The following is a 19,659-nucleotide window of genomic DNA, read 5'->3' as shown; positions in this document are numbered from 1 at the left end:
ACACATGCATGTCAAATATAAGCTCGCCACACTCACCTCTTTACTGATCTTAGCGCTATTCATTGGATACAGCTTGGTACAATACAATGTAGTTTCTAATTGGATGATTGATGCCCAGAAAGATACGCTGCGGAAGACTGCCGCTCAAATCACAACCTATTATGCCGAACAGGAAGAACCTCTAGATGCCGAGCGAATCGAGGAAAGCAAGCGATTCATGGAACGATTTGTTCAAACCGACCAAATGTTTAGGCTGCTCGATAACGGCGGGCACGTTGTCATGGTGCTTTCAAACGGACTTCCGGCCGAATGGGTCCCTACTCACACTTCAAGCGATGAATCGCTCTCAAGTTACAGACATGGTCAAGATCATTTACTCGTTATTCGTGCCCCCATTACAACGGAAGCATTCACAGGTTACATTGAGTTCGCAAATAATCTAGAAAATATCGACGATATGAAGTATCGGTTGAAACAACTCATGCTCTCTCTTGGTTTAGTTGGTATTGCAGTTAGTGCAATAGGTGGGTTTATCGTGGCATGGCGGTTACTTCGGCCGCTGAACCGCTTGGCTATTACGATGACGGCGATTCAGAAGAACGGGCTAAGTGAACGTGTTGTATACCGTAACAATGGCGATGAGTTGTCACGTTTATCGGCTATTTTTAACGAGATGATGAATGAACTTGAACGTTCTTTTCGCCGGCAGAGCCAATTCGTGGAGGATGCGTCTCACGAGTTCCGAACACCGATTGCAATTATTGAAGGGCACTTGAAACTTCTAGACCGCTGGGGCAAGGATGACCCTAATGTCCGCGAGGAATCAATCGCCGCCGCACTACAAGAAACAATTCGCCTGCGAAAGCTTGCCAATCAACTGCTAGATCTGTCCGGTGACCCTAAAGTTGAACTTATAAATGACGTCAATCTAATTGATCCGTCTACAGTAATACAAACCTTAGTACGAAATTATCGGTTACTATATACGGGTTTCACCTTCGAAACTACATTAGTCGAAGGGCTATCTTTAAGGATGGATCCTCACCATTTGGAGCAAATCTTAATTATACTAATGGACAATGCCATTCATTATTCAGAACAGAAGAAACTTGTCCGATTAGACTTGCATGCTACTGTAAATTCGATTGTTATTCAAGTGGAAGACCACGGTATGGGTATCCCGCAAGAAAGCCTTCCTTTTCTATTTGAACGGTTCTATCGTGTAGACACCTCCCGTGAAAGGAAACGCGGAGGAACTGGCCTTGGACTTGCCATTGCTAAGCGAATAACGGAGGAGTGCCTCGGAACAATACAGCTAAGCAGTGAAATCGGTAAAGGAACGATCGTTACTATATCTTTCCCGAGCAAAATAGAAACATTGAAACCGGATCGTCGATAATTTTGCATTTTAAGCCAAACACGTAGATGTACGTTCCAAAAGAAAGGAACAGATTATTCAATAGATCAATTACTTAGTTCGATAAGAAAGCAATCGAACATATGTCCGATTGCCCTTGTGTTTCTTTTGAACTTGATTGTTTCGTTGCCGTTCTCTGATAAGATTATTATCCACTTTAACTTGCCAGTTTTGTCTCAAGCTCCGTGCTTTCCGCTGGCGATCCGCCCTTAATAATAACCAGAAGGACAATAATGATAGTCAGTATGAGAGTAACTGTACCCTTACTATATCCTAGACCGCCGCTGCTATGCGCAGCCGATAGCCAGTCAGCGAATGAAGCGCCGACAGGGCGTGTCATAATGTAAGCGAACCAGAAAGCTGCGATTTCTTTAAGCCCAAACAACCAATAACCAATTGCCGGGAGAAGCAATATAACCGAGAACATAATACCCGAAGACAGATAGCCTAGGTGCATATTCGTTGCAGTCATATCCCCGGCCGCTGTGCCAAGCGCAAATGTAGTCACAACCGTTAGCCAGTAGAAAATTTCCCGCCGACGCGTATGGATGCTATGAACTGATAATGTTCCTTCTTTGACATACCATGTAATTAATATAGCAGCGAGTGCCGCGACAAAGAATAACGTTGATGCTATATATGGAATGCCTAAGCCTACTCGCACCGCGTCGGCCGCTGTCGTACCAAAAATGCTCACCATGATTACAACTAGCCAGTAAATACCTGCGACATAGCGGCGTACTTTGAACTGCATAATCATCGCGACGACGAAGATAATCAAACTGACCGGTACGGAGAAGATTGGGTTAAGGCGTTCAAACAGAAAGTCCGATGCAACCTCTCCCATTCCCGTTGTCAGAAGTTTTGTAATCCAGAAAAACACCGTTATTTCCGGAACCTTTGCCAGTACAGTCTTCGTCAAATTGATTAATGGTATCTTTTTCTTTGACATTCTTTAACCTTCTTTCATCTTCATCATTAATGAGTACATAAAGGAGAATAGCTTTTAAATTACAACTGATACGCTCCTTTCTGGATTTGAGCATTTTATTGGTCATGGCTCAGTGTAGTCCTAAATTCTAAACGAGCCATAAATTGATCCTTAACTTTTTCTTAACTGGTTCCACATGCATATAGATCTCGCATTGATGCAGTTGTGTGAGTTTTGCCTTATCAATCCTGTATATTTTTGAGTGACGACAACAGATAGATACTTGGTGTGCACTTAGAAATCCAATTCGTTTATTGCCCACTAACACACTCTATTTTCCGCTAACGATCTTTATTTTCCATCATCATCTGCTTCGCTTCTGATGAAGGAAATTATAGTTTGTTAACGAAACATCAGTAATGGCGCGGCTCATTAGGTTTCCTTATATGTGGTAAAACACCTGTTAAGTTTGTTAGTGATTTACGTGGTGAGTTGATATCGTAAGAAAATGTGGAAATTAAAGTTTGTTAATCAAACTTACAACAAGCCTACGACAAATTTCATTGCCAGTTGCCTTCAGTGGCTTGCATGCCTAACGAAAAAAGCACCCCCGTCGATAGTCGACATCCGGGGTGCTATTCAATAAGATTACTTTATTTTAATAGCCTAGCTCTTTTTTCGCTTTTGCCCATTTCGCGTTTAAGTCATTGAATGCTTTTTGCAGGTCTTTCGCCACGATTAGCTCTTGGTCAACTGCGCCAGTACCGAGGGAGATTTCAGCTTTGTTTGCAATTTCCAAGAATTTCGGATCAGTAGCTTCAGATGGAATGAAAGTAGGGTTAGTTCCCTTGAATTCAGCCATTTGAGTTACTTTCGGTTCAACAGTCTGATCGATTGGCATGAAGCCGGAATCCGTGTCATAGCCGGATTCTTTTACGAAGAAGTTTACCCAAGCCGTAGCAAGCGGGATGTTTTTGCTATCTTTGCTTACACCAATATAGTAGTCGCCGCCGAGCGGTGCGTTGTATTTGCCTGTGTTGTCGTACGGAAACGGAACGAATCCGATGTCTTCGGAGGCTGCACCAGCACCAACCAGCTGCGGGATAACCCAGTTTCCAAGGAAGAGCATTGCCGCTTTGCCAGAAGCCACTTCTCCTTTGGACATTTCCCAGTTGTTCGTGGACAGGTCCTTCTCAACCCAGCCGTTTTCTACGAATTTACGGCCGATGTTCAAAATTTCACCCCACGGACCGTCGACTTTGAATGGGGCATCCTCCTTAATCAGCGTATCTGTCCATTTGGCATTACCACTGATGTACGTATAGGTATTTTCACCCCAACTGCCCATTGGCCATTGTGCGCCGTAGTTCATGTACAGCGGAACGATGCCTTTGTCTTTCAGCTTTTGAGCATCTGCATACAACTCATCGAGCGTTGCTGGGGCTTTGTCGATACCCGCCGCTGCAAAAGCTTTCTTGTTATAAACGATACCTTGCGTGTTAACACCTGTTACGATTCCGTATCGTTTGCCACCAACAGCCATGTAGTCTTTAAAGTACACATTATTGAACATATCATCTGGCAATGGAGCATAATATTTCGGCAGCTCGCTTACCGGAATTCCTGTAGATATCATGTTAACGTCGCCGGCTTCACCTGTTGTCAAACGAACAGTTATGTCGCTAGCGTAGTTCGTCAAGCCTTCGAATTCAACGTTCGCGTTAGGGTATTTCTCTTTGAATTTGGCTGCGTATTTATCCATTGTCCCATCGTTGATCAAGTCTGTACGATGCAATAGGACTTTGATGGTGCCGCTTAATTCGTTATTAGCTGCTCCCGTATTCGTGTCCGTAGCAGCTGTGTTCGTGTCCGTAGCTGCCGTGTTCGTTTCGCCTGCATTGCTGCCGGAATTATTATTCCCGCAAGCGGAAAGTGCTACAGCTGTTGCCAGAACAGATAGAAGAACTAAACCTTTTTTCATTGATTTTACCCCCACATAGTTAGTAATATCTCATGACGTTTGCTGCCGGATGAGATCGCTTTCATGGACTAATTATGCTCCACTTCGTCGATCGAAAATAGGTGACAAAATACGTTTTCTTGTCATCATTTATGATGTTTTTCCCCTGCGGACTCTTTTACTCCAAGGTTTGACCTCTCTATTCTTTCCAAGACTTCGAGACAAGCTCTGCTGTTATGGTAAGGACATTTCCATGCACCGACCTTAGGCTTATCATCTGCAAAAAACGGTTTACCTTCTCTAGTCAATTGCCAGTGCCATTCGCCTTGTTCACGGTCACTGACAAAGCGTGTAATAAAGGACCAGCTTGCGTGGGCGGCATCCAGATAACGCTGGTCACCGGATAACTGGTAGGCATTGTAGAAACCCACCATAGCTTCGGCCTGCGGCCACCAATCTTTTGTATCGTCTAAATGCTCGCCATCGAATTCATTGAATACGCCGCCGTCCTTATCAACACCCTCTTTTAGCGTTGCTTCAGCCATATTCAAAGCTGCAGACTTGACGCGCTCAATAAGCGCGGCATCTCCTAAAACTTCAGCTGCTTCGTACAGCAGCCAACTGCCCTCTATATCATGACCGTAGGAAACTTCTTCTGACTTAGATTGCCATTCATCGTCAAAGAATAGAAGGAAATGCTCACTTTTACTGTCAAGAATGAGATCAAGATGAACTTCAATGAGTTCTTTAAGCTTAGCCTTCAGACCTGCTGGTTTCCAAATGCGATAGAGATTCGTATATGCTTCAAGCACATGAAGATGTGTATTCATTGATTTGCGCTCGTTAAGATCCTTGCCGCTTAGGCTAAGGTCGGACGTTTCAGACCAATCCCTTGCCAGAGCTTCGACATAACCGAGATTTACACAATCATAAGCATGCTTCTCAATCAAACCGTACAAGCGTTTTGCCCAATCAAGTGCCTCTTTATCTTGCGTCGCACGAACATATTCTGCCAAGGCGTAAATGACGAATGCTTGACCGTAAATCTGCTTCTTGTCAGAGACAGGCTTGCCTTGGATATCAATCATCCAATAGAGCCCGCCATGCTCGGGATCGACAAACTTCTCTATTAAGGTGTCATATGCACGGCGCGCAATCGTCAAATATTCCACCCTCGGTTCATTGCGGTAAGAAGCAGCAAAGGTCCACAAAATGCGGGCATGCAGCACAAGTCCTTTATCCGCCTCAGGGAGCGGTATGCCGTCATGGCTGATTTCACCGATAAAACCGAAATATTTCTCGTCGACGGTATGCTTCATCCAATATCCGAGGATTTGTTCATTCAATTCGTAAGAGAGCTCTTTGCACCAACTCTCGATTGTCAGCTGCGCGATTGTCACTATTCTGCCACCTGTCCTATCATGAAATTACGCAGCACAATTACAGGCGCTGCTGTCCAGATTCGTAGTACTGTTTTACGACTTCGGCCGCTGATTTACCAAACATGCAGTAATCATCATTAGCTGCCGCTTCTTCCAGCGCATATAGCTGAGCCGGCCAATCCCAAAGCATGAAGCCTTTAACCCAATCGCGCTTCATGCAAGCACCGAACATTGCTTCATAATAGCGCTTCTGTTCCGATTCAGATGGCTTTCCATCCAAGGACCAAACATTCGGCTGCATCGGGGATCCTACACGACTTGGGCAACCCGCTTCCATAAAGAAGAACGGCTTATTCCACTTCTTCACTACAGCTTCGATGCGGTCCAACTGAACTTCCCATTGGTCAACCGGATAATAGCCACTTGAGGAAATGATATCGACAGCATCCCACCAGGTCACATAGTTCTCTTGATATTTGTCACAATTGTAAGTAATCGGGCCGGAATAGAGCGGACGAATTTCGCTGATCAATGTTCTCCACTCCGATTCCCGCTTATCGGTTTGCACCATTTCGCAGCCGATGCACAGCATTTCACACCCTTCTTCTTCCGCGATTACCGCGTAATGCTTCATAAAATTGCCGTAAGACCAAAACCACTCCCGCCAACTTGGCTCACCCGGCACTTCATTATCAAAGAAGCCGATATGGGCACGCCATGTGCCGTCTTTACAGTTCACGACAGGTTTTAAGCATACTTTCATGCCTAACGATTTCGCTTTGCGAATGGCTGCGCGGACTTCATCGTCCGTTACGGTTGGCGACTCCCAGTAGGGGATCTCTGTCGAGAATGCGGTCTCCTGCAGGACGGATAACGCCAGTCCAACCCAATTAACACCGAGCTTAGCCATTTCTTCCATCGATTGATCGGCTTCTGAGCCCGTCCATGTTCCGCGTACACCGACCCAACCCCACGTCATACCGCTAACCGTTTCATCCCATATTTGCATTAAGAATCCACTCCCCTACATCTGTAAGTTTTATTTATTTTACCGCTCCATTAGTAACGCCGGCGAATATATAACGCTGCAAGAACAAGAACAAGATGATAGTCGGAATGAAGATAAGCAATACACCGGCAGAGATCACGTTGACTTGCGCCGCATTCGGTCCAACAAAGGAATAAATCGCAGTGGAAACAACGCGAAGCTTCTGGCTCGGCATATACAAATATGGCGTATAGAAATCGTTATAGATCGAAATGGTTTTCAAAATAATTAATGTTGCTGTAGCCGGAGCAAGCAACGGGAAGATAATGGATCGATAAATTTTGAACAAGGAAGCCCCTTCGATCATTGCGCTCTCATCTAGATCCTTCGGAATGTTTTTGACAAATTGCAGGTAGATGACAATCTGCAGCACATCTGCGCCTAGATAGAGCAGAATCGGTGCATAAATGTGGTTAAATGCACCCAGATACTTAATAACAGAAAACGTTGCCACCTGCGTTGTAATCATAGGAATAACTTGAGCTACCAGGTACATGCCCATAATTGGTTTCTTCAACTTGAACTCAAACCGTCCGAGCGCGAATGCAACCATCGTTCCGAACATAATGTTGCCGGCAACGGACACAATGAGAATGATGAAGATGTTTTTAAAGCCCAATCCAAGCTTACCCACCTTAAAAACTTTACGGAAATTATCAAAATTAAGCCAGTTATCCGGCAGCTTCATACCAGACTGATAATACTCGACCTGTGTTTTGAAGGCGCTGACAAATACGGAATAAAGGGGGAAGAAAACAACGAACACCCCGAGCAGCAGAGACACATATTTTACCGCTGTCCATAGTTTGTTTTGGTTTTCCATGGATTAGTTCTCCCCTCTGAACAGCAATTTGCGCTGAATGATAATGAATAGAATGACAATGAGAAGCAAGACAACCGCCATGGCTGATGCGAGCCCCGCCTTATGGAACGTAAAAGCGATATCCACGGTTTTGGATACGAATGTGTTGGTATCATTCGCCCCAAGCATCATGATATATGGAATTTCGAAGGCTTCTAGCGCGCCGGTCAAAGTCAGAATCATCATTAGTTCTATGACGCTGCGAATGCTTGGAATCGTAATAAAGCGGAATGCTTGCCAGCCTGAAGCGCCATCGATTTTTGAAGCTTCATAGAGGTCAGCAGGAATTGACTGAAGCGCGCCGATAAAGATGACCATACTGAGACCAAAGTACTTCCACATAGAGATGAACGCCAACGCGAAGTTAACGATATGAGGATTGCCGAGCCACTGCTGCTGCCATGACTCTAGGCCGATCGCACTTAGGAAAATATTAAGCGCACCATATTCAAAGTGATATACGTTCTTAAACATAATAACGATTGCAACGCTGTGCAAAACGTAAGGAAGGAAGAACATGGACCGGAACATGTTTCTTCCGCGCAGCTTGCTCGTCAAGATGACAGCGAAATAAAGCGCTATCACTGTCTGCAACAATCCACCGACAAAATAGTAAGCATTATTTTTGAAGACTCCGAAGATCTCCGGCCGTGTAAATACTTCTTTGTAATTATCAAATCCTACCCAGTTCATGTCCCATCCAAGTCCCGACCAATCCGTGAAGCTATAATAGATCAGTGATAGAGCCGGGTAGTACGAGAAGGTCAATGAGAACAGCACCGGCACCGTTAGAAACCCGAAAAGAATAAGCAATCTTTGCTTGTTGTAGCTTAAGTTGAACATCGGCTTACCCACTTCCGTCATGATATGAATTACGAAAAGTTTGAATTCTATTTGGTAGTATAACGGATCGCGGCTATCGCGTTTAGGTGCTCAGTTTGTTTTCCTTGTCTTCTCTTATCGTATCTTGGTATACGTACGCACTTTTATTGCTGCTATAAACGAACCCGTTCCCGATATTCTTTAGGTGTGACACTGACGACTTTTTTGAATAATTTATTGAAATAGGCCGGATCTGGGTAGCCGACTTGCTCCCCGATTTGGTAGGTCTTCAAGTCGACTTCCGTTTGCAGCATCATCTTAGCCTTCTCCATGCGAAAGGAAATGATATAGTCCGTAATGGTTTCACCGCATTCTAGCTTGAACAGCTTACTCAGATAGCTGGGGGTAAGGTAAACAATCTCCGCTAATCGACTCAGGTCGAGATCCTCTGTAAAATGCTGTTGAATGTAGCTCCTAATAACTTCAATGGCACGGCTGCCTTGTCTGGTTTTCTTGGACAGATACAGCTGCTGCTCTGTCATCTCCAGGAAGAAGGTTTTGAAGGCCTTCCAAGTGGTGAAGCGTTTCGGTTCGAGGTTCATTGCTTCATGCTCCTGCTCAACCTCTACTTGGGGAATGCCGCCTCGTTCGCTCAGAATAAAACCGATGACTGCTGCACAGCTGCTGTAGAGCGAGTCCCATGGCGTCATTGAGGCACCGACTTTCTCCATCCACTTGATTAAAGCCTCTTGTCCTTTGGTAGCATCCAGCAGCTGCAGAGCCGGACGGAACTCCTTATCCAGATGGCGTAGTTGCTCAATGGAGAGCATCTCGGTCTCATGATTCACGAGATGTTCAGCATCCTGTATGGCTTTATCACCATTCTCATACCAAGCCTGCTGCATCGCCATCATTGCTTCAAGGTAAGCTTTTCGCAAAGACAGAACCCCAAGATGAACACAGCTAATGCCAATCCTCATTCCAAGAAGATGCGGAACACGCTCTGCCAGCCTACGGGCATGTTCGATAGAGGTCTGTAAAGAATCATCTTTAACGGCCAGTACAATGATAAATTGGCGCGGCTCCCAAGTGACAATTCGCCATGGTTCCGTCCAGTTTGAGAGAAAGTATTCAAGACGCTCCGTTTTAAGTTCAGGATCGGTATGAAGTACCATAACCGTATAGTTATGACTAAACAGTAGAGTTTGTCCCAGCTCTCGGATAGCGCTTTGCACCATGAGATCCGGCAGTTGCTCCGAATCGTTACTCATCAAGAAACGGATATGCTCTGAGACCGCGATCGTTTTGCGTAAGCGTTCAAGCTCAATTGTATTTTTTAGTCGCGTGAGCAGCTCGGTCAATTCCGCTTTGTTGACAGGCTTAAGCAGATAATCCTCAACGCCTTGGCGCAACGCTTTCTTGGCAAAGGCAAAGTCGCTGAAGCCGCTTAGGATCGCGAACTTGATTTTGGGCATGCGTTGTTGGACAAGGTCTATTAATTGCAGACCGTCTATCTTCGGCATTTTTATATCGGTCAAAATGACATCGATTGGAAATGTTCCAAGTACGGATAGCAGCTCCTGACCACTGCCATAGGCTCCAACGACTTTATAGTCTGGGTCTAAGCGTTCTATTAATTTCACTAGCCCCAATCGGATGCGCTCTTCATCATCAACAACTACGACTTGTATCATGATCGTTCACTCTCCCCGGTCCCTTTTCTTGGAAATTTCACGTATACCTTCGTGCCCTCTCCGAGTATGCTTTCAATGGTTATGCCGTAATTTTCCCCATACTGGAGCATAATGCGTTCTTGTACGTTGTAAAGTCCGATACCGGACGTATCGTGCTGCTGGCGTCTGCCTTGCAGTCTTAAATTAAGATCCACTAATTTACTCCTTTCGATTCCGCAGCCATTATCGTGAATAATAAACACATGGTTCATCTCTTCAGCGCAATACGTAATGGTAATAGTCAAGCTATCTTTGTACTCATCAATACCATGATTAATCGCATTTTCGACGATCGGCTGAAACAGCAATTTAATGATCTCCATATTGCCGGTAACCTCCGAGGATGGAAGCTGTAAATTAAATCTGTTTCCGAAGCGATAATTAAGCAATTGAATGAACATCTTCAGATGATCCCATTCCTGCTGCAGTGGAACCGTATTTAAATCACCGTGAATGCTGTATCGGATCAATCGGCCAAGCAGCTCAGTCATTTCTTCCAGTTCAGGGTCATCATGGATCAAAGCGGTCATCCTGATTGATTCGAGAGAATTGTATATAAAGTGAGGATTGATTTGATGCTGCAGGGATTGCAACTCCACTTTCTTTTTACGCTGCTCGACTCTGTAAATATCCTCGATCAGAATTTTTATCCGATCAATCATTCGATTAAATGCACTCCCCACCAAATTCACCTCAACCTGTCTGACGGGGGGGAAGACAACGTCAAGATTGCCTGTTTGGACATCCTTCATCATGCGGACCAGGAGCCGAAGAGGCTTGGTCACAGTAAATATAAGCACAATCGAAATCACTAGCGCGAAGCACATAATAGCGATTGCCGTAAGCAGAGTGAAGTTGCGGGTCTTCGTCGAATCCGCTTTAAGATCCTTTTCAGGAACGATAATGAAAACCTTCCATCCGGTTTCTGGCGATTTTTTATAAATAATCAATGCAGACTCGCCGTTAATCGTAGCCTTGTAGTTGCCCGCTGAATCGGTAGCCTGACGATAAATGTCGTTGTTTTTCAAATTTTGGCCGATCAGACTCTTCTTGCTGTCAAAAATAACTCTGGCATCATCGTCAACAATGATAGTTGTCCCATGAGTGGCCTGGTCCATATCCTGCACGATATCATTAATGATCCGAATATTCGTATCGATTGCTATCATGCCTATCGGAGAAAAGGTCATTGGATCGACAATTTGCCTTACGACTGAGAATACATATTTCTTACTATTCGCTTGTCCGATGATCTGCTGCGTACTGAGTAGAACAGGCGTGCCATGCGCCGCATTAGCAATTTTTTGCCATTGGGGAAGTACTTGGTTTATATCTGGGCGGACAACTGCATTTTTCATGGAGTAAAAAGGATGGCCTGCGTTGTCGAAGAGATAGACCGAATTCGTACCTTCTTTAATATTGTTAATAAAATAAATGCTGCCCTCGACTCTGCGCTGAATATCTAATCGAATCATTTGTTCATTAGGAATGATACTCCCTGCGTCCTTCGCTTCTTCTCTTGCAGCGCGCTCATAAAACTGGTTGGAGGCCTTCAAGGCATTTTTAATCTCGGGTAAATAGGATGGTATGAGCGATATTTTTTTCATATCCATCATGTAATCATCTAGCTTCACCATCATGCGGTCAGAAATCTGTGATACGAAGGTGATCGTGTTCTTTTCAATAGAATCCGAATAGCGCTGCGCGGATATATAGCTGAGCGCACCGATCGGAAGGATGATAAGAAACAGAAAGACGATGAGAAGCCGTCCCTCCATTCTGCGAAAAAACTGACCTGTGCGTCTGGCAGCAATGCTTTTCAGCCATTTCATGGGTGTTAGACCTCCTTTGTATAAATATCTCTCTAGCAAACCGAGCTAAATGTATATTATTTTGCACATGAATTCTCAAAATACGCAAGCATGGGCATAAAAAAGCCCAAACTGCATGCACACATGCAGTTTGGAAGAGGAAATAATAAGATCATAAATGCTTCTTAATCTAATGGATCCTTACATGACCAACCTCCGTAGTGGTAGTCCATCGAGCAATGTGAATGATACCGGAAACATGAATATGCCCTTAGTCTTTCCTAGGGAAAGACTAAGGGCATATTCATGTAATTACTCGTTATTTTTATTCGAGTAACTTCCCAAGTTCAATCGCCAGTTCTTCGTCTGGACCATCAACCGTAAGGGTTAGAATCATTCCCTTTTTCACCTCTAGCGCCATCAGTCCCAAGATGCTTTTGACATCGGAAATAATGTTGCGTTCTTCCCAAATGATACGAATTTCAGAAGTATACGCAGCAGCGGAGTGACTGAGCTGTTTAGCAAAGAGTACTGGAAATCCATCCGTTTGCATCGTAATCTTCAAGGCTTTCATGATGACCCCCCTACTATTTTTGTATAAACTACATGTTTTTAGTTTCTTCTAATTCCTTAACAATCTGTGGAAACTGCTTATCTAGCCTATAGAAATATAGAATAACGATCATGAGTGCACTTAGGATAATCGGCAAATAAATGTACATGAAGAGGATCGAAGAACGTGCTGAATTAGTAATGTGCTCTTGACCGCCAACATAACCACCAAATGCAAGCATCCAGCCAACGATCGCTGCACCAAGCCCGCTTCCTGCCTTGGAGCCAAAGCTGCCCGCGCTGTATTCATGATTATTTTTTATCAGATTGTAATGTTAATCCTGTTTATGACAGGATATAGTGCTATACCCAATAATATGCCAAACCTTACCATATCTATTGTTAATGATGATAAACCAATGGGAGCAGAATTCACCAAACAATTTTCCGCTCAACTGCCTTTTCATGTTATAACCAACCATTCATTAGAGAGGGCTCAATCTGACCTTGAGGAACGAAATATACATATGATTATCCATATTCCTTCGGACTTTTCCAAAAAGATGTCATCTAATCAAGAACAAGCCAAACTTGAGTTTTTTATTAATGCCTCAAATCCATCATCCATTTCATCAGGAATGGCAAATGTATCTACACGGATCTCGAACCAGATTAGTGCTCAAATACAAACTCAAAGTTTTGAGGGTTTACTTCAAAGTTTAAACATTCCTGCAGATCAAGCAAAGCAGTCCGTCGAATCTATTATGAATAAAGTATCATCGAATGTGATAACGACCAACCCTCAGCCAGCAGGAATGAGCAACCAAATGGTACCAATGTTTTTATCTATGTGTATGTATGTAGGTGCCATGATTTACTCGATGCAAAGTATAGCAGCTCTAACACAAATAAGGGAGGCCCAAAGCAAGTGGAAAGCGTTTCTTTCTCTACAAGGGGTTAATCTTATTATTGCGGTTATCGCTCCGCTAATCGGTGTTACCATTATATTTGCTGTGCACAGCTACGACACACAAACATATTTTAAAACATGGTGGGTACATGCATTGGAATTATTTACAGCTATGGAGTTCACAAGTATCCCGGTCATGCTTTTAGGACAAGCTGGTATGATTTTAAATATCCCGTTGCTATTGACACAAACAATTGCAGGAGGATCAGTAATGCCACGTGAAATGATGCTCGGATACTTTAAAGTGTTTAGCTACTTTTCACCGCTTTATTACTCGATCAATCTTGACTATAATGTGTTGTTCGGTGGCGGGAAGACATTTGAATTCGCCATTTGTTTAGGACTAATTGCAATTTGTGCTCTTCTTATAAACGCTGTTATTTACGGTTTGAAAAAAGTGAAGGTACCGGAAGAAATCACTGATCCTACAACTGAGGCTTTAGCACTGGAACTCAAATGAAATAGAAGATTGTGCAGAACGTTGCAATTTTTGGGGCAAAGCAACAGTTACAAATTTTGAAGCAGTGTACGCTAATGAAACTGATGAGAACGGAAAATGAGTAATCCTGCGAGCTGCCGTTCTCATCTTTATCCCTTATTCAGTCTCGACAATTGGCTCTTCCAGCATTATATGCTGCAGCGATAGTCTGGCCACGTTAGTCAGTCGCAGCGCTAATTCGTTGGCGGGGGTTTTTAATCCCTCGCTTAACCATCGTCCAATATACCCGACCGTACCGTAAGCTAAAAAAATCGCAAAAGTCTCATCTTTAAAAATCTTCAAGTGTGAGCCGAGCAGTTCGGAAAGGCGGACAACAAATGCAGGTTCGCGGTAGCGATCTCGATAGAAATATTCGTATTTACGTATATGTCCTAAGAGGTCGACCGTAGTTGGCAGCGGGACCTTATTATTAAAACTAGTCCTTAGGATCTGTTTATTTTCATCATTCCATTGCGTCGTCTCATAATGATCTTCTAGCTCACGAAGTATTTTAGTTGTAAGCTGCTCCATCAAATCAAATTTATCAAGAAAATGTACATAGAATGACGAGCGGCTAACCCCAGCTTTTCGAACAATAGCTCCTACAGTTATCGTGTCGAAGGAGCTGCCGAGCAAAAGCTCCATTAATGCCTCCATAATAAGCCATCGAGCCGAAATTGCATTCTTCTCCAAGATAGCCGTACCTCCCATTCAGTTCCGATAAAATGGACATTACCGTACCGATTGTAAATTGATTACGTCTATAAACGGTCTTATGCTTAGAATAGTTCCAGTGTTAGTTTACACAAAATCATCTTTGGAGGCAAAAACACATGAATAAAGTATATGTGATTACAGGCGGTACAGGTGGCATGGGAAAAGCGATTGCTCGTCGTTTCGGCCATCAAGGTCATTTATTGCTGGTAGATGTCAACGAAGAACGTCTGATTCAAACCACCAATGAACTAGCCTCAGAGGGAATCACATCCGTAACAACCCGTAAAGTAGATATCACGGATGAACAACAGGTGAATGAGCTGGCCACAATAACGGGGGAAATCGGAGAACTGGGAGCCATAATCCACACCGCGGGGCTGTCGCCAACTATGGGCGAACCGCGCCGAATTCTTGAGGTTAATTCCATAGGTACAGCTCTTATCCTTAAAGCATTTCTTCCGCTCGCTACGCAGGAAACCGTTGCAGTATGTATCGCGTCAAATGGCGGTCACATGGTTCCGCGAAATGCAGCGTATAACTCGATTCTCACCCATCCACTTGAACCAGAGTTCCTGACTCAAATGGAGCAGATTGCACGTAATTCTGAAGCTGCTTACGCTTTCTCTAAGCTAGGAGTATTGCTAATTGTGGAAGACCAAGCATGGGAATGGGGTCAGAAAGGCGCTCGGATTGTGTCTCTCTCACCAGGTACGATCAACACTCCTATGGGAAGACAAGAGGCTTCCAAACAAGAAGCGATGAAGGTGTTATTAGCCAATACTCCGCTTGGACGGGAAGGAGAAGCAGACGAAATCGCTTCAGCGGTCCAATTCTTATGCAGTAGCAGCGCTTCCTACATTACCGGTACGGACCTTCTCGTGGATGGCGGAACGACAGCGGGCATGCGGCGGCTTGCACAATTGAACCAATAATTTTAGTTTGCATAGACAGGATAACTCGATGACTGAAATAACTCCGTTTCCCACACAGGGGAAACGGAGTTATTTCAATTGTAAACCTCATATAACCTCTAGCCCCTCCTTGCCGAAAGTGAGCGGATCGATGCAGACTTCGCGATGATAACCCTTCCTTCAGTAAAACGGATTAGAGGCGTAGCAAACCTGTGACGTATCCGTACCGGGCTCCCGGAAGATGGAATGATGACCGGTGCCAATCATGCGGATGATAGTAAATACAGCAGGCGATTCGTCTGTACAGTCCCAACAATACCTCCCAGTGCAGACCCGCGGGATCGGCCGGATACCAGTCTAAAAAGGTGACTTCATCAGAAGTCACCTTTTGGTCTATATTTAAGCTTCATTCCATTGTTATACTTGATACAAATGCCTAAAATCATTCCTGAGAATGGATCGATCTTCGTGAAAATTGTATACCCATTTTGTACTAATTTACCATCTACAATCATGCTGAAAACCTACTCCTATCAGTAATACAGAATTTTTACTACAGCAACTACTTTTCCCAATTCTCATCACTAAAACTTTATTTTCCATCGATATGTTCTTTTCAAGTGAATTCTCCAGACAACTAACACACTTTATTTTCTACTAACACACTCTATTTTCCACTAACAAACTTTATTTTGATGAAGGAGCTTCTTATCTGTCACAACTCAGAAATAAACAATTCAAACCGTTGTCACAAATATTGTGAAAATAATCACAAACATTGATTATAATGAAAGCATAACCATTTGAAATGAAGGAAGGGATGCGCGAATGAGCAGCAGTAATCAAGACCTGCACGATCCGATAGACCAAAGTCAAAGTCGCAAACGCATTGCCAAACAAGAGAAAAGGCTCATCCTGCTTTGCATCGGTGTCGCCATTATTATGCTGCTGTCGCTGTCCCGCTACGTTTTCGAATAGATTTTCACATCACATTATCTAAGCACATTATCTAAGCACCAATATCCTGGGAGGGATAGCATATGCACACACTGCTAAGCAGTTACGATCCAGTTATGTACAGCCGCGTATTGACGGGGCTTACGCTCGCTTTCCACATTATTTTTGCAACAATTGGCGTTGGGGTGCCGCTTATGATCGCACTTGCAGAGTGGATCGGCATTCGGCGTAATGATGAGCATTACTTGCTGATGGCAAGGCGCTGGGCGCGAGGCTTCGTCATTACGGTTGCAGTCGGCGTCGTGACGGGAACGGCGATTGGGCTACAGCTTAGCCTACTCTGGCCAAGCTTCATGAGGGTCGCGGGTCAGTCGATCGCGCTGCCGCTGTTTATGGAAACATTCGCATTCTTCTTTGAAGCGATTTTCCTCGGGATCTACCTGTACACGTGGGATCGGTTTAAGAGCAAATTTACGCACTTCTGGCTGCTCATTCCCGTCGTCATCGGCTCCTCCGCATCGGCTTTCTTCATTACAGTCGTGAACGCGTTCATGAATGCGCCGGCTGGCGTTTCAGTCAAGGATGGCAAAATCACCGATATTTCGCCGTTCGGCGCTATGCTCAGCCCTGCAATGCCGACGAAAGTATCGCATGTTCTCGTCACCGCTTACTTAACTTGCGCGTTCGTTCTTGCTGCCATCGCCGCTTGGTCGCTCTTGATGGGCCGGAATCATGTGTACTATAAGAAAGCGCTCAAACTGACGATGGTTGCAGCATTCGTCTTCCTGATCTCAAGCGCTGTTATCGGCGATTTGTCAGGCAAATATCTGGCGAAATATCAGCCGGAGAAGCTCGCTGCGATGGAATGGCATTTCGATACCACGAAGCAAGCGCCGCTCGTCCTTGGCGGTATATTGACGGACAACAATGAGATCAAGTATGGGCTCAAAATCCCTTTTGCCCTCAGTATCCTGGCTCACGGCGTGCCGAATGCGGAAGTGACTGGGCTGAACGATATTCCCGCTGACGAACAGCCGCCGCTCTATATTCACTATCTATTCGATCTCAAGATGGGCTTCGTCTCGCTCATGGTCATTATCGCAGGTGCATTCATGGTGCTGCTATGGCGAAAACGTGAACGCGTCTACGAGAACAAATGGCTGCTTCGCGGCATTATTCTAGCTGCTCCGCTCGCAATGATGACGATCGAGCATGGCTGGATTTTCTCGGAGGTCGGCCGTCAGCCTTGGCTACTCCGCGGCATTATGCGCACCGAGGATGGCGCGACGGTCTCGGAACATGTTGATACAATGCTCTATGTATTCGCAGCGCTCTACATTGTACTTGCCTTCTCTTCCGTAACGGTGCTGATTCGGATGTTCCGCAGCAATCGTGCCGAGGACGAAATTGCTGCCAAAGGCATCGAAGGAGGCAGCGAGCTATGAGCTATGAAGTGCTTGGGATTACCGTATTATGGATCTTCTTATTCGGTTACTTGATTATCGCTTCGATAGATTTTGGCGCCGGATTCTTCAGCTACTACAGCACGATTACGGGCAAACGCCATCTGATCAACAACATCATTGAACGCTACTTGTCGCCGGTATGGGAAGTAACGAACGTCTTCCTGGTGTTCTTCTTCGTCGGCATAGTCGGTTTCTTCCCGGATACCGCCTACTATTACGGCACCGCCCTTCTCGTACCGGGCAGCATCGCTGTTATTCTGCTAGCAATCCGGGGCTCCTACTATGCGTTCAATACGTATGGCGTTAACAAAAATAACCGCTTCTACATGCTGCTCTATGGCGCCAGCGGATTGCTCATCCCGGCTGCACTATCGACAGTTATGACCATTTCCGAAGGCGGCTATATTGAGGTCAGCGATTCGGGCAAAGTGACGTTCCTTGTGCAAAAATTGTTCACAAGCACGTACTCGTGGTCAGTCGTACTGCTCGCGCTCGTCAGCGTGCTGTACATCTCCGCGATGTTTCTCAGCTACTATGCGGATCGTGCGAATGACCGCGGGGCCTTCGAGGTCGTGCGCAAATATGCGCTCGCTTGGAGCGGCCCGACAATACTAAGCAGCCTGCTCGTCTTCTTCGCGATCCGCGGCCATAACGCAGAGCACTTTGACCGAATGACCGAGCACGCACCGATGTTCGTTATCTCGTTCGCTTGTTTCTTGGTCGCTGTCTACCACGTATGGACGCGCAAACGGCTTGGCTTATCGTTTATTTTTGTCATCCTGCAGTTCGGCTTTGCGTTCTTCGGTTACGGCTCGGCGCATCTACCGTATATTCTGTACCCATATTTAACGATTCATGATAATTTCACTAGCCAGCCGATGGCAATCGCACTTGTGTCGGTCTTCATCCTCGGCTTGCTGCTGCTTATTCCGTCACTTTATCTGCTGCTCCGACTCTTCCTCTTCGATACGAAGTACGTGCAGGGTAAACGGGGCAAATAATCCGCCAGGGAGGCATGCTTTATGGAAAATTTTCTGATCTTCGTTGCACCGCTGCTCGTGGTTGCTTTATCCGTTGGCTTCCTGTTCTGGTGGGGCGCGAAGACACCTCGGAAAAAGTCATAACAATCGGCATAATCGCACACGCTAACCAAGCAGTCCCAAGCAATTTGACTATCACCTGTTAGCAAAGGAGCAATTACCGATGACATCTTCGAAGAATCGCCGTGAGAACGCCTGGAAAAGCCGCAAGCAGAACCAGAAGCCGCACGGCGAAGTAAAGTCGCTCGCTGAACTCGATCAAGAAGGCGGACAGAGCTCAACCGGCTATAGCAAGCCGGAGCAGTGGTAGCTTAGACGCGAACCGCGAGTCGGCAAAAAGAAGACCTTGCACCTATGGGTGCAAGGTCTTTTCGGTTGCGATAGCCAGCTATAGCGAGCTATATGAACAATTGTTTTGAAGGCGAAGCAGCAAAACGACCTTGCACTGTGAAGCGCAAGGTCGTTTTGCTGCTTTCTCTCTTGAACCGTGTCTGTCTGTGTTTTGCTTTAACCGAAGGGCAAAAAGCGGAGAGGGCGGTATCGATTGTGGAGAAACGTCAGTGGTCGCCTAGGCGAAATGATATTCGTTGTTTAAACTGCGC

19 protein-coding genes are annotated in these 19,659 nt (G+C 45.1%); 8 read left to right on the top strand and 11 right to left on the bottom strand.

Going from position 1 to position 19,659, the window contains the following annotated elements; translation table 11 throughout:
• Positions 1-4: 4 nt before the first annotated feature.
• Entirely contained in the window at positions 5-1,399 is a 1,395-nt protein-coding gene (locus BMY11_RS00410) for a HAMP domain-containing sensor histidine kinase (protein ID WP_090572503.1), read from the top strand.
• A gap of 175 nt (positions 1,400-1,574) precedes the next feature.
• Here BMY11_RS00410 and BMY11_RS00405 read toward each other — a convergent pair whose 3' ends face one another.
• The 10 genes from BMY11_RS00405 to BMY11_RS00360 form a co-directional block, all read right to left on the bottom strand.
• On the bottom strand, positions 1,575-2,369 hold the full coding sequence (locus BMY11_RS00405; protein WP_090572502.1) for a COG4705 family protein: 795 nt from the start codon (positions 2,367-2,369) through the stop codon (positions 1,575-1,577).
• 637 nt (positions 2,370-3,006) lie between these two features.
• A complete protein-coding gene (locus BMY11_RS00400) occupies positions 3,007-4,329 on the bottom strand; it encodes an ABC transporter substrate-binding protein (protein ID WP_090572501.1) in 1,323 nt (440 codons plus the stop codon).
• A gap of 125 nt (positions 4,330-4,454) precedes the next feature.
• Positions 4,455-5,708, bottom strand: coding sequence for an AGE family epimerase/isomerase (locus tag BMY11_RS00395; RefSeq protein WP_090572500.1), 1,254 nt, complete (start codon positions 5,706-5,708; stop codon positions 4,455-4,457).
• Positions 5,709-5,748: 40 nt separating this feature from the next.
• Positions 5,749-6,699, bottom strand: a complete 951-nt coding sequence (locus BMY11_RS00390; RefSeq protein WP_090572499.1) for a glycoside hydrolase family 113 — start codon at positions 6,697-6,699, stop codon at positions 5,749-5,751.
• Positions 6,700-6,733: 34 nt separating this feature from the next.
• Positions 6,734-7,561, bottom strand: coding sequence for a carbohydrate ABC transporter permease (locus BMY11_RS00385; protein WP_090572498.1), 828 nt, complete (start codon positions 7,559-7,561; stop codon positions 6,734-6,736).
• Between the two features lie 3 nt (positions 7,562-7,564).
• Positions 7,565-8,443: a carbohydrate ABC transporter permease gene (locus tag BMY11_RS00380; protein ID WP_090572497.1), complete on the bottom strand. Its 879-nt coding sequence runs from the start codon at positions 8,441-8,443 to the stop codon at positions 7,565-7,567.
• A 152-nt stretch (positions 8,444-8,595) separates the two neighbouring features.
• Entirely contained in the window at positions 8,596-10,116 is a 1,521-nt protein-coding gene (locus BMY11_RS00375) for a response regulator (RefSeq protein WP_090572496.1), read from the bottom strand.
• Positions 10,113-11,987 carry a cache domain-containing sensor histidine kinase gene (locus BMY11_RS00370; protein ID WP_090572495.1) on the bottom strand — a complete coding sequence of 625 codons (1,875 nt, stop codon included), beginning with the start codon at positions 11,985-11,987 and terminating at the stop codon, positions 10,113-10,115. The genes BMY11_RS00375 and BMY11_RS00370 overlap by 4 nt, the downstream gene beginning before the upstream one ends.
• Positions 11,988-12,291: 304 nt before the next feature.
• Positions 12,292-12,540, bottom strand: coding sequence for an HPr family phosphocarrier protein (locus BMY11_RS00365; RefSeq protein WP_090572494.1), 249 nt, complete (start codon positions 12,538-12,540; stop codon positions 12,292-12,294).
• Positions 12,541-12,568: 28 nt separating this feature from the next.
• Positions 12,569-12,772, bottom strand: coding sequence for an MFS transporter (locus BMY11_RS00360; RefSeq protein ID WP_371262758.1), 204 nt, complete (start codon positions 12,770-12,772; stop codon positions 12,569-12,571).
• On the opposite strand from BMY11_RS00360, the gene BMY11_RS00355 reads away from it, so the two are divergent.
• Complete coding sequence (locus BMY11_RS00355; protein WP_256217246.1) at positions 12,728-13,948, top strand: YhgE/Pip domain-containing protein; 1,221 nt, start codon at positions 12,728-12,730, stop codon at positions 13,946-13,948. The genes BMY11_RS00360 and BMY11_RS00355 overlap by 45 nt on opposite strands.
• 135 nt (positions 13,949-14,083) lie before the next feature.
• Here BMY11_RS00355 and BMY11_RS00350 read toward each other — a convergent pair whose 3' ends face one another.
• Positions 14,084-14,659 (bottom strand): TetR/AcrR family transcriptional regulator, encoded by a 576-nt coding sequence (locus tag BMY11_RS00350; RefSeq protein ID WP_177182426.1) that lies wholly within the window; start codon positions 14,657-14,659, stop codon positions 14,084-14,086.
• Between the two features lie 140 nt (positions 14,660-14,799).
• Between BMY11_RS00350 and BMY11_RS00345 the strand changes: the two genes are divergently transcribed.
• The 6 genes from BMY11_RS00345 (at position 14,800) to BMY11_RS28665 (ending at position 19,367) form a co-directional block, all read left to right on the top strand.
• Positions 14,800-15,615: an SDR family oxidoreductase gene (locus BMY11_RS00345; RefSeq protein WP_090572490.1), complete on the top strand. Its 816-nt coding sequence runs from the start codon at positions 14,800-14,802 to the stop codon at positions 15,613-15,615.
• 807 nt (positions 15,616-16,422) lie between these two features.
• On the top strand, positions 16,423-16,572 hold the full coding sequence (locus BMY11_RS28670; RefSeq protein WP_177182425.1) for a hypothetical protein: 150 nt from the start codon (positions 16,423-16,425) through the stop codon (positions 16,570-16,572).
• 62 nt (positions 16,573-16,634) lie between these two features.
• Positions 16,635-17,996, top strand: a complete 1,362-nt coding sequence (locus BMY11_RS00340; protein ID WP_090572489.1) for a cytochrome ubiquinol oxidase subunit I — start codon at positions 16,635-16,637, stop codon at positions 17,994-17,996.
• The gene (locus BMY11_RS00335) at positions 17,993-19,018 is read left to right on the top strand and encodes a cytochrome d ubiquinol oxidase subunit II (RefSeq protein ID WP_090572488.1); all 1,026 of its coding nucleotides are present in this window, start codon (positions 17,993-17,995) and stop codon (positions 19,016-19,018) included. The genes BMY11_RS00340 and BMY11_RS00335 overlap by 4 nt, the downstream gene beginning before the upstream one ends.
• Positions 19,019-19,039: 21 nt before the next feature.
• Entirely contained in the window at positions 19,040-19,141 is a 102-nt protein-coding gene (locus tag BMY11_RS29615; RefSeq protein ID WP_371262742.1) for a cytochrome bd oxidase small subunit CydS family protein, read from the top strand.
• A 79-nt stretch (positions 19,142-19,220) separates the two neighbouring features.
• A complete protein-coding gene (locus BMY11_RS28665) occupies positions 19,221-19,367 on the top strand; it encodes a DUF6254 family protein (protein WP_177182424.1) in 147 nt (48 codons plus the stop codon).
• The last annotated feature ends 292 nt before the right edge of the window (positions 19,368-19,659 follow it).

This window comes from Paenibacillus sp. OV219, from assembly GCF_900110075.1.
Taxonomy (GTDB): Bacteria; Bacillota; Bacilli; order Paenibacillales; family Paenibacillaceae; genus Paenibacillus_Z.
Note: the sequence above shows the minus strand (reverse complement) of the source record. Positions and strands in the feature narration are given on the sequence as shown.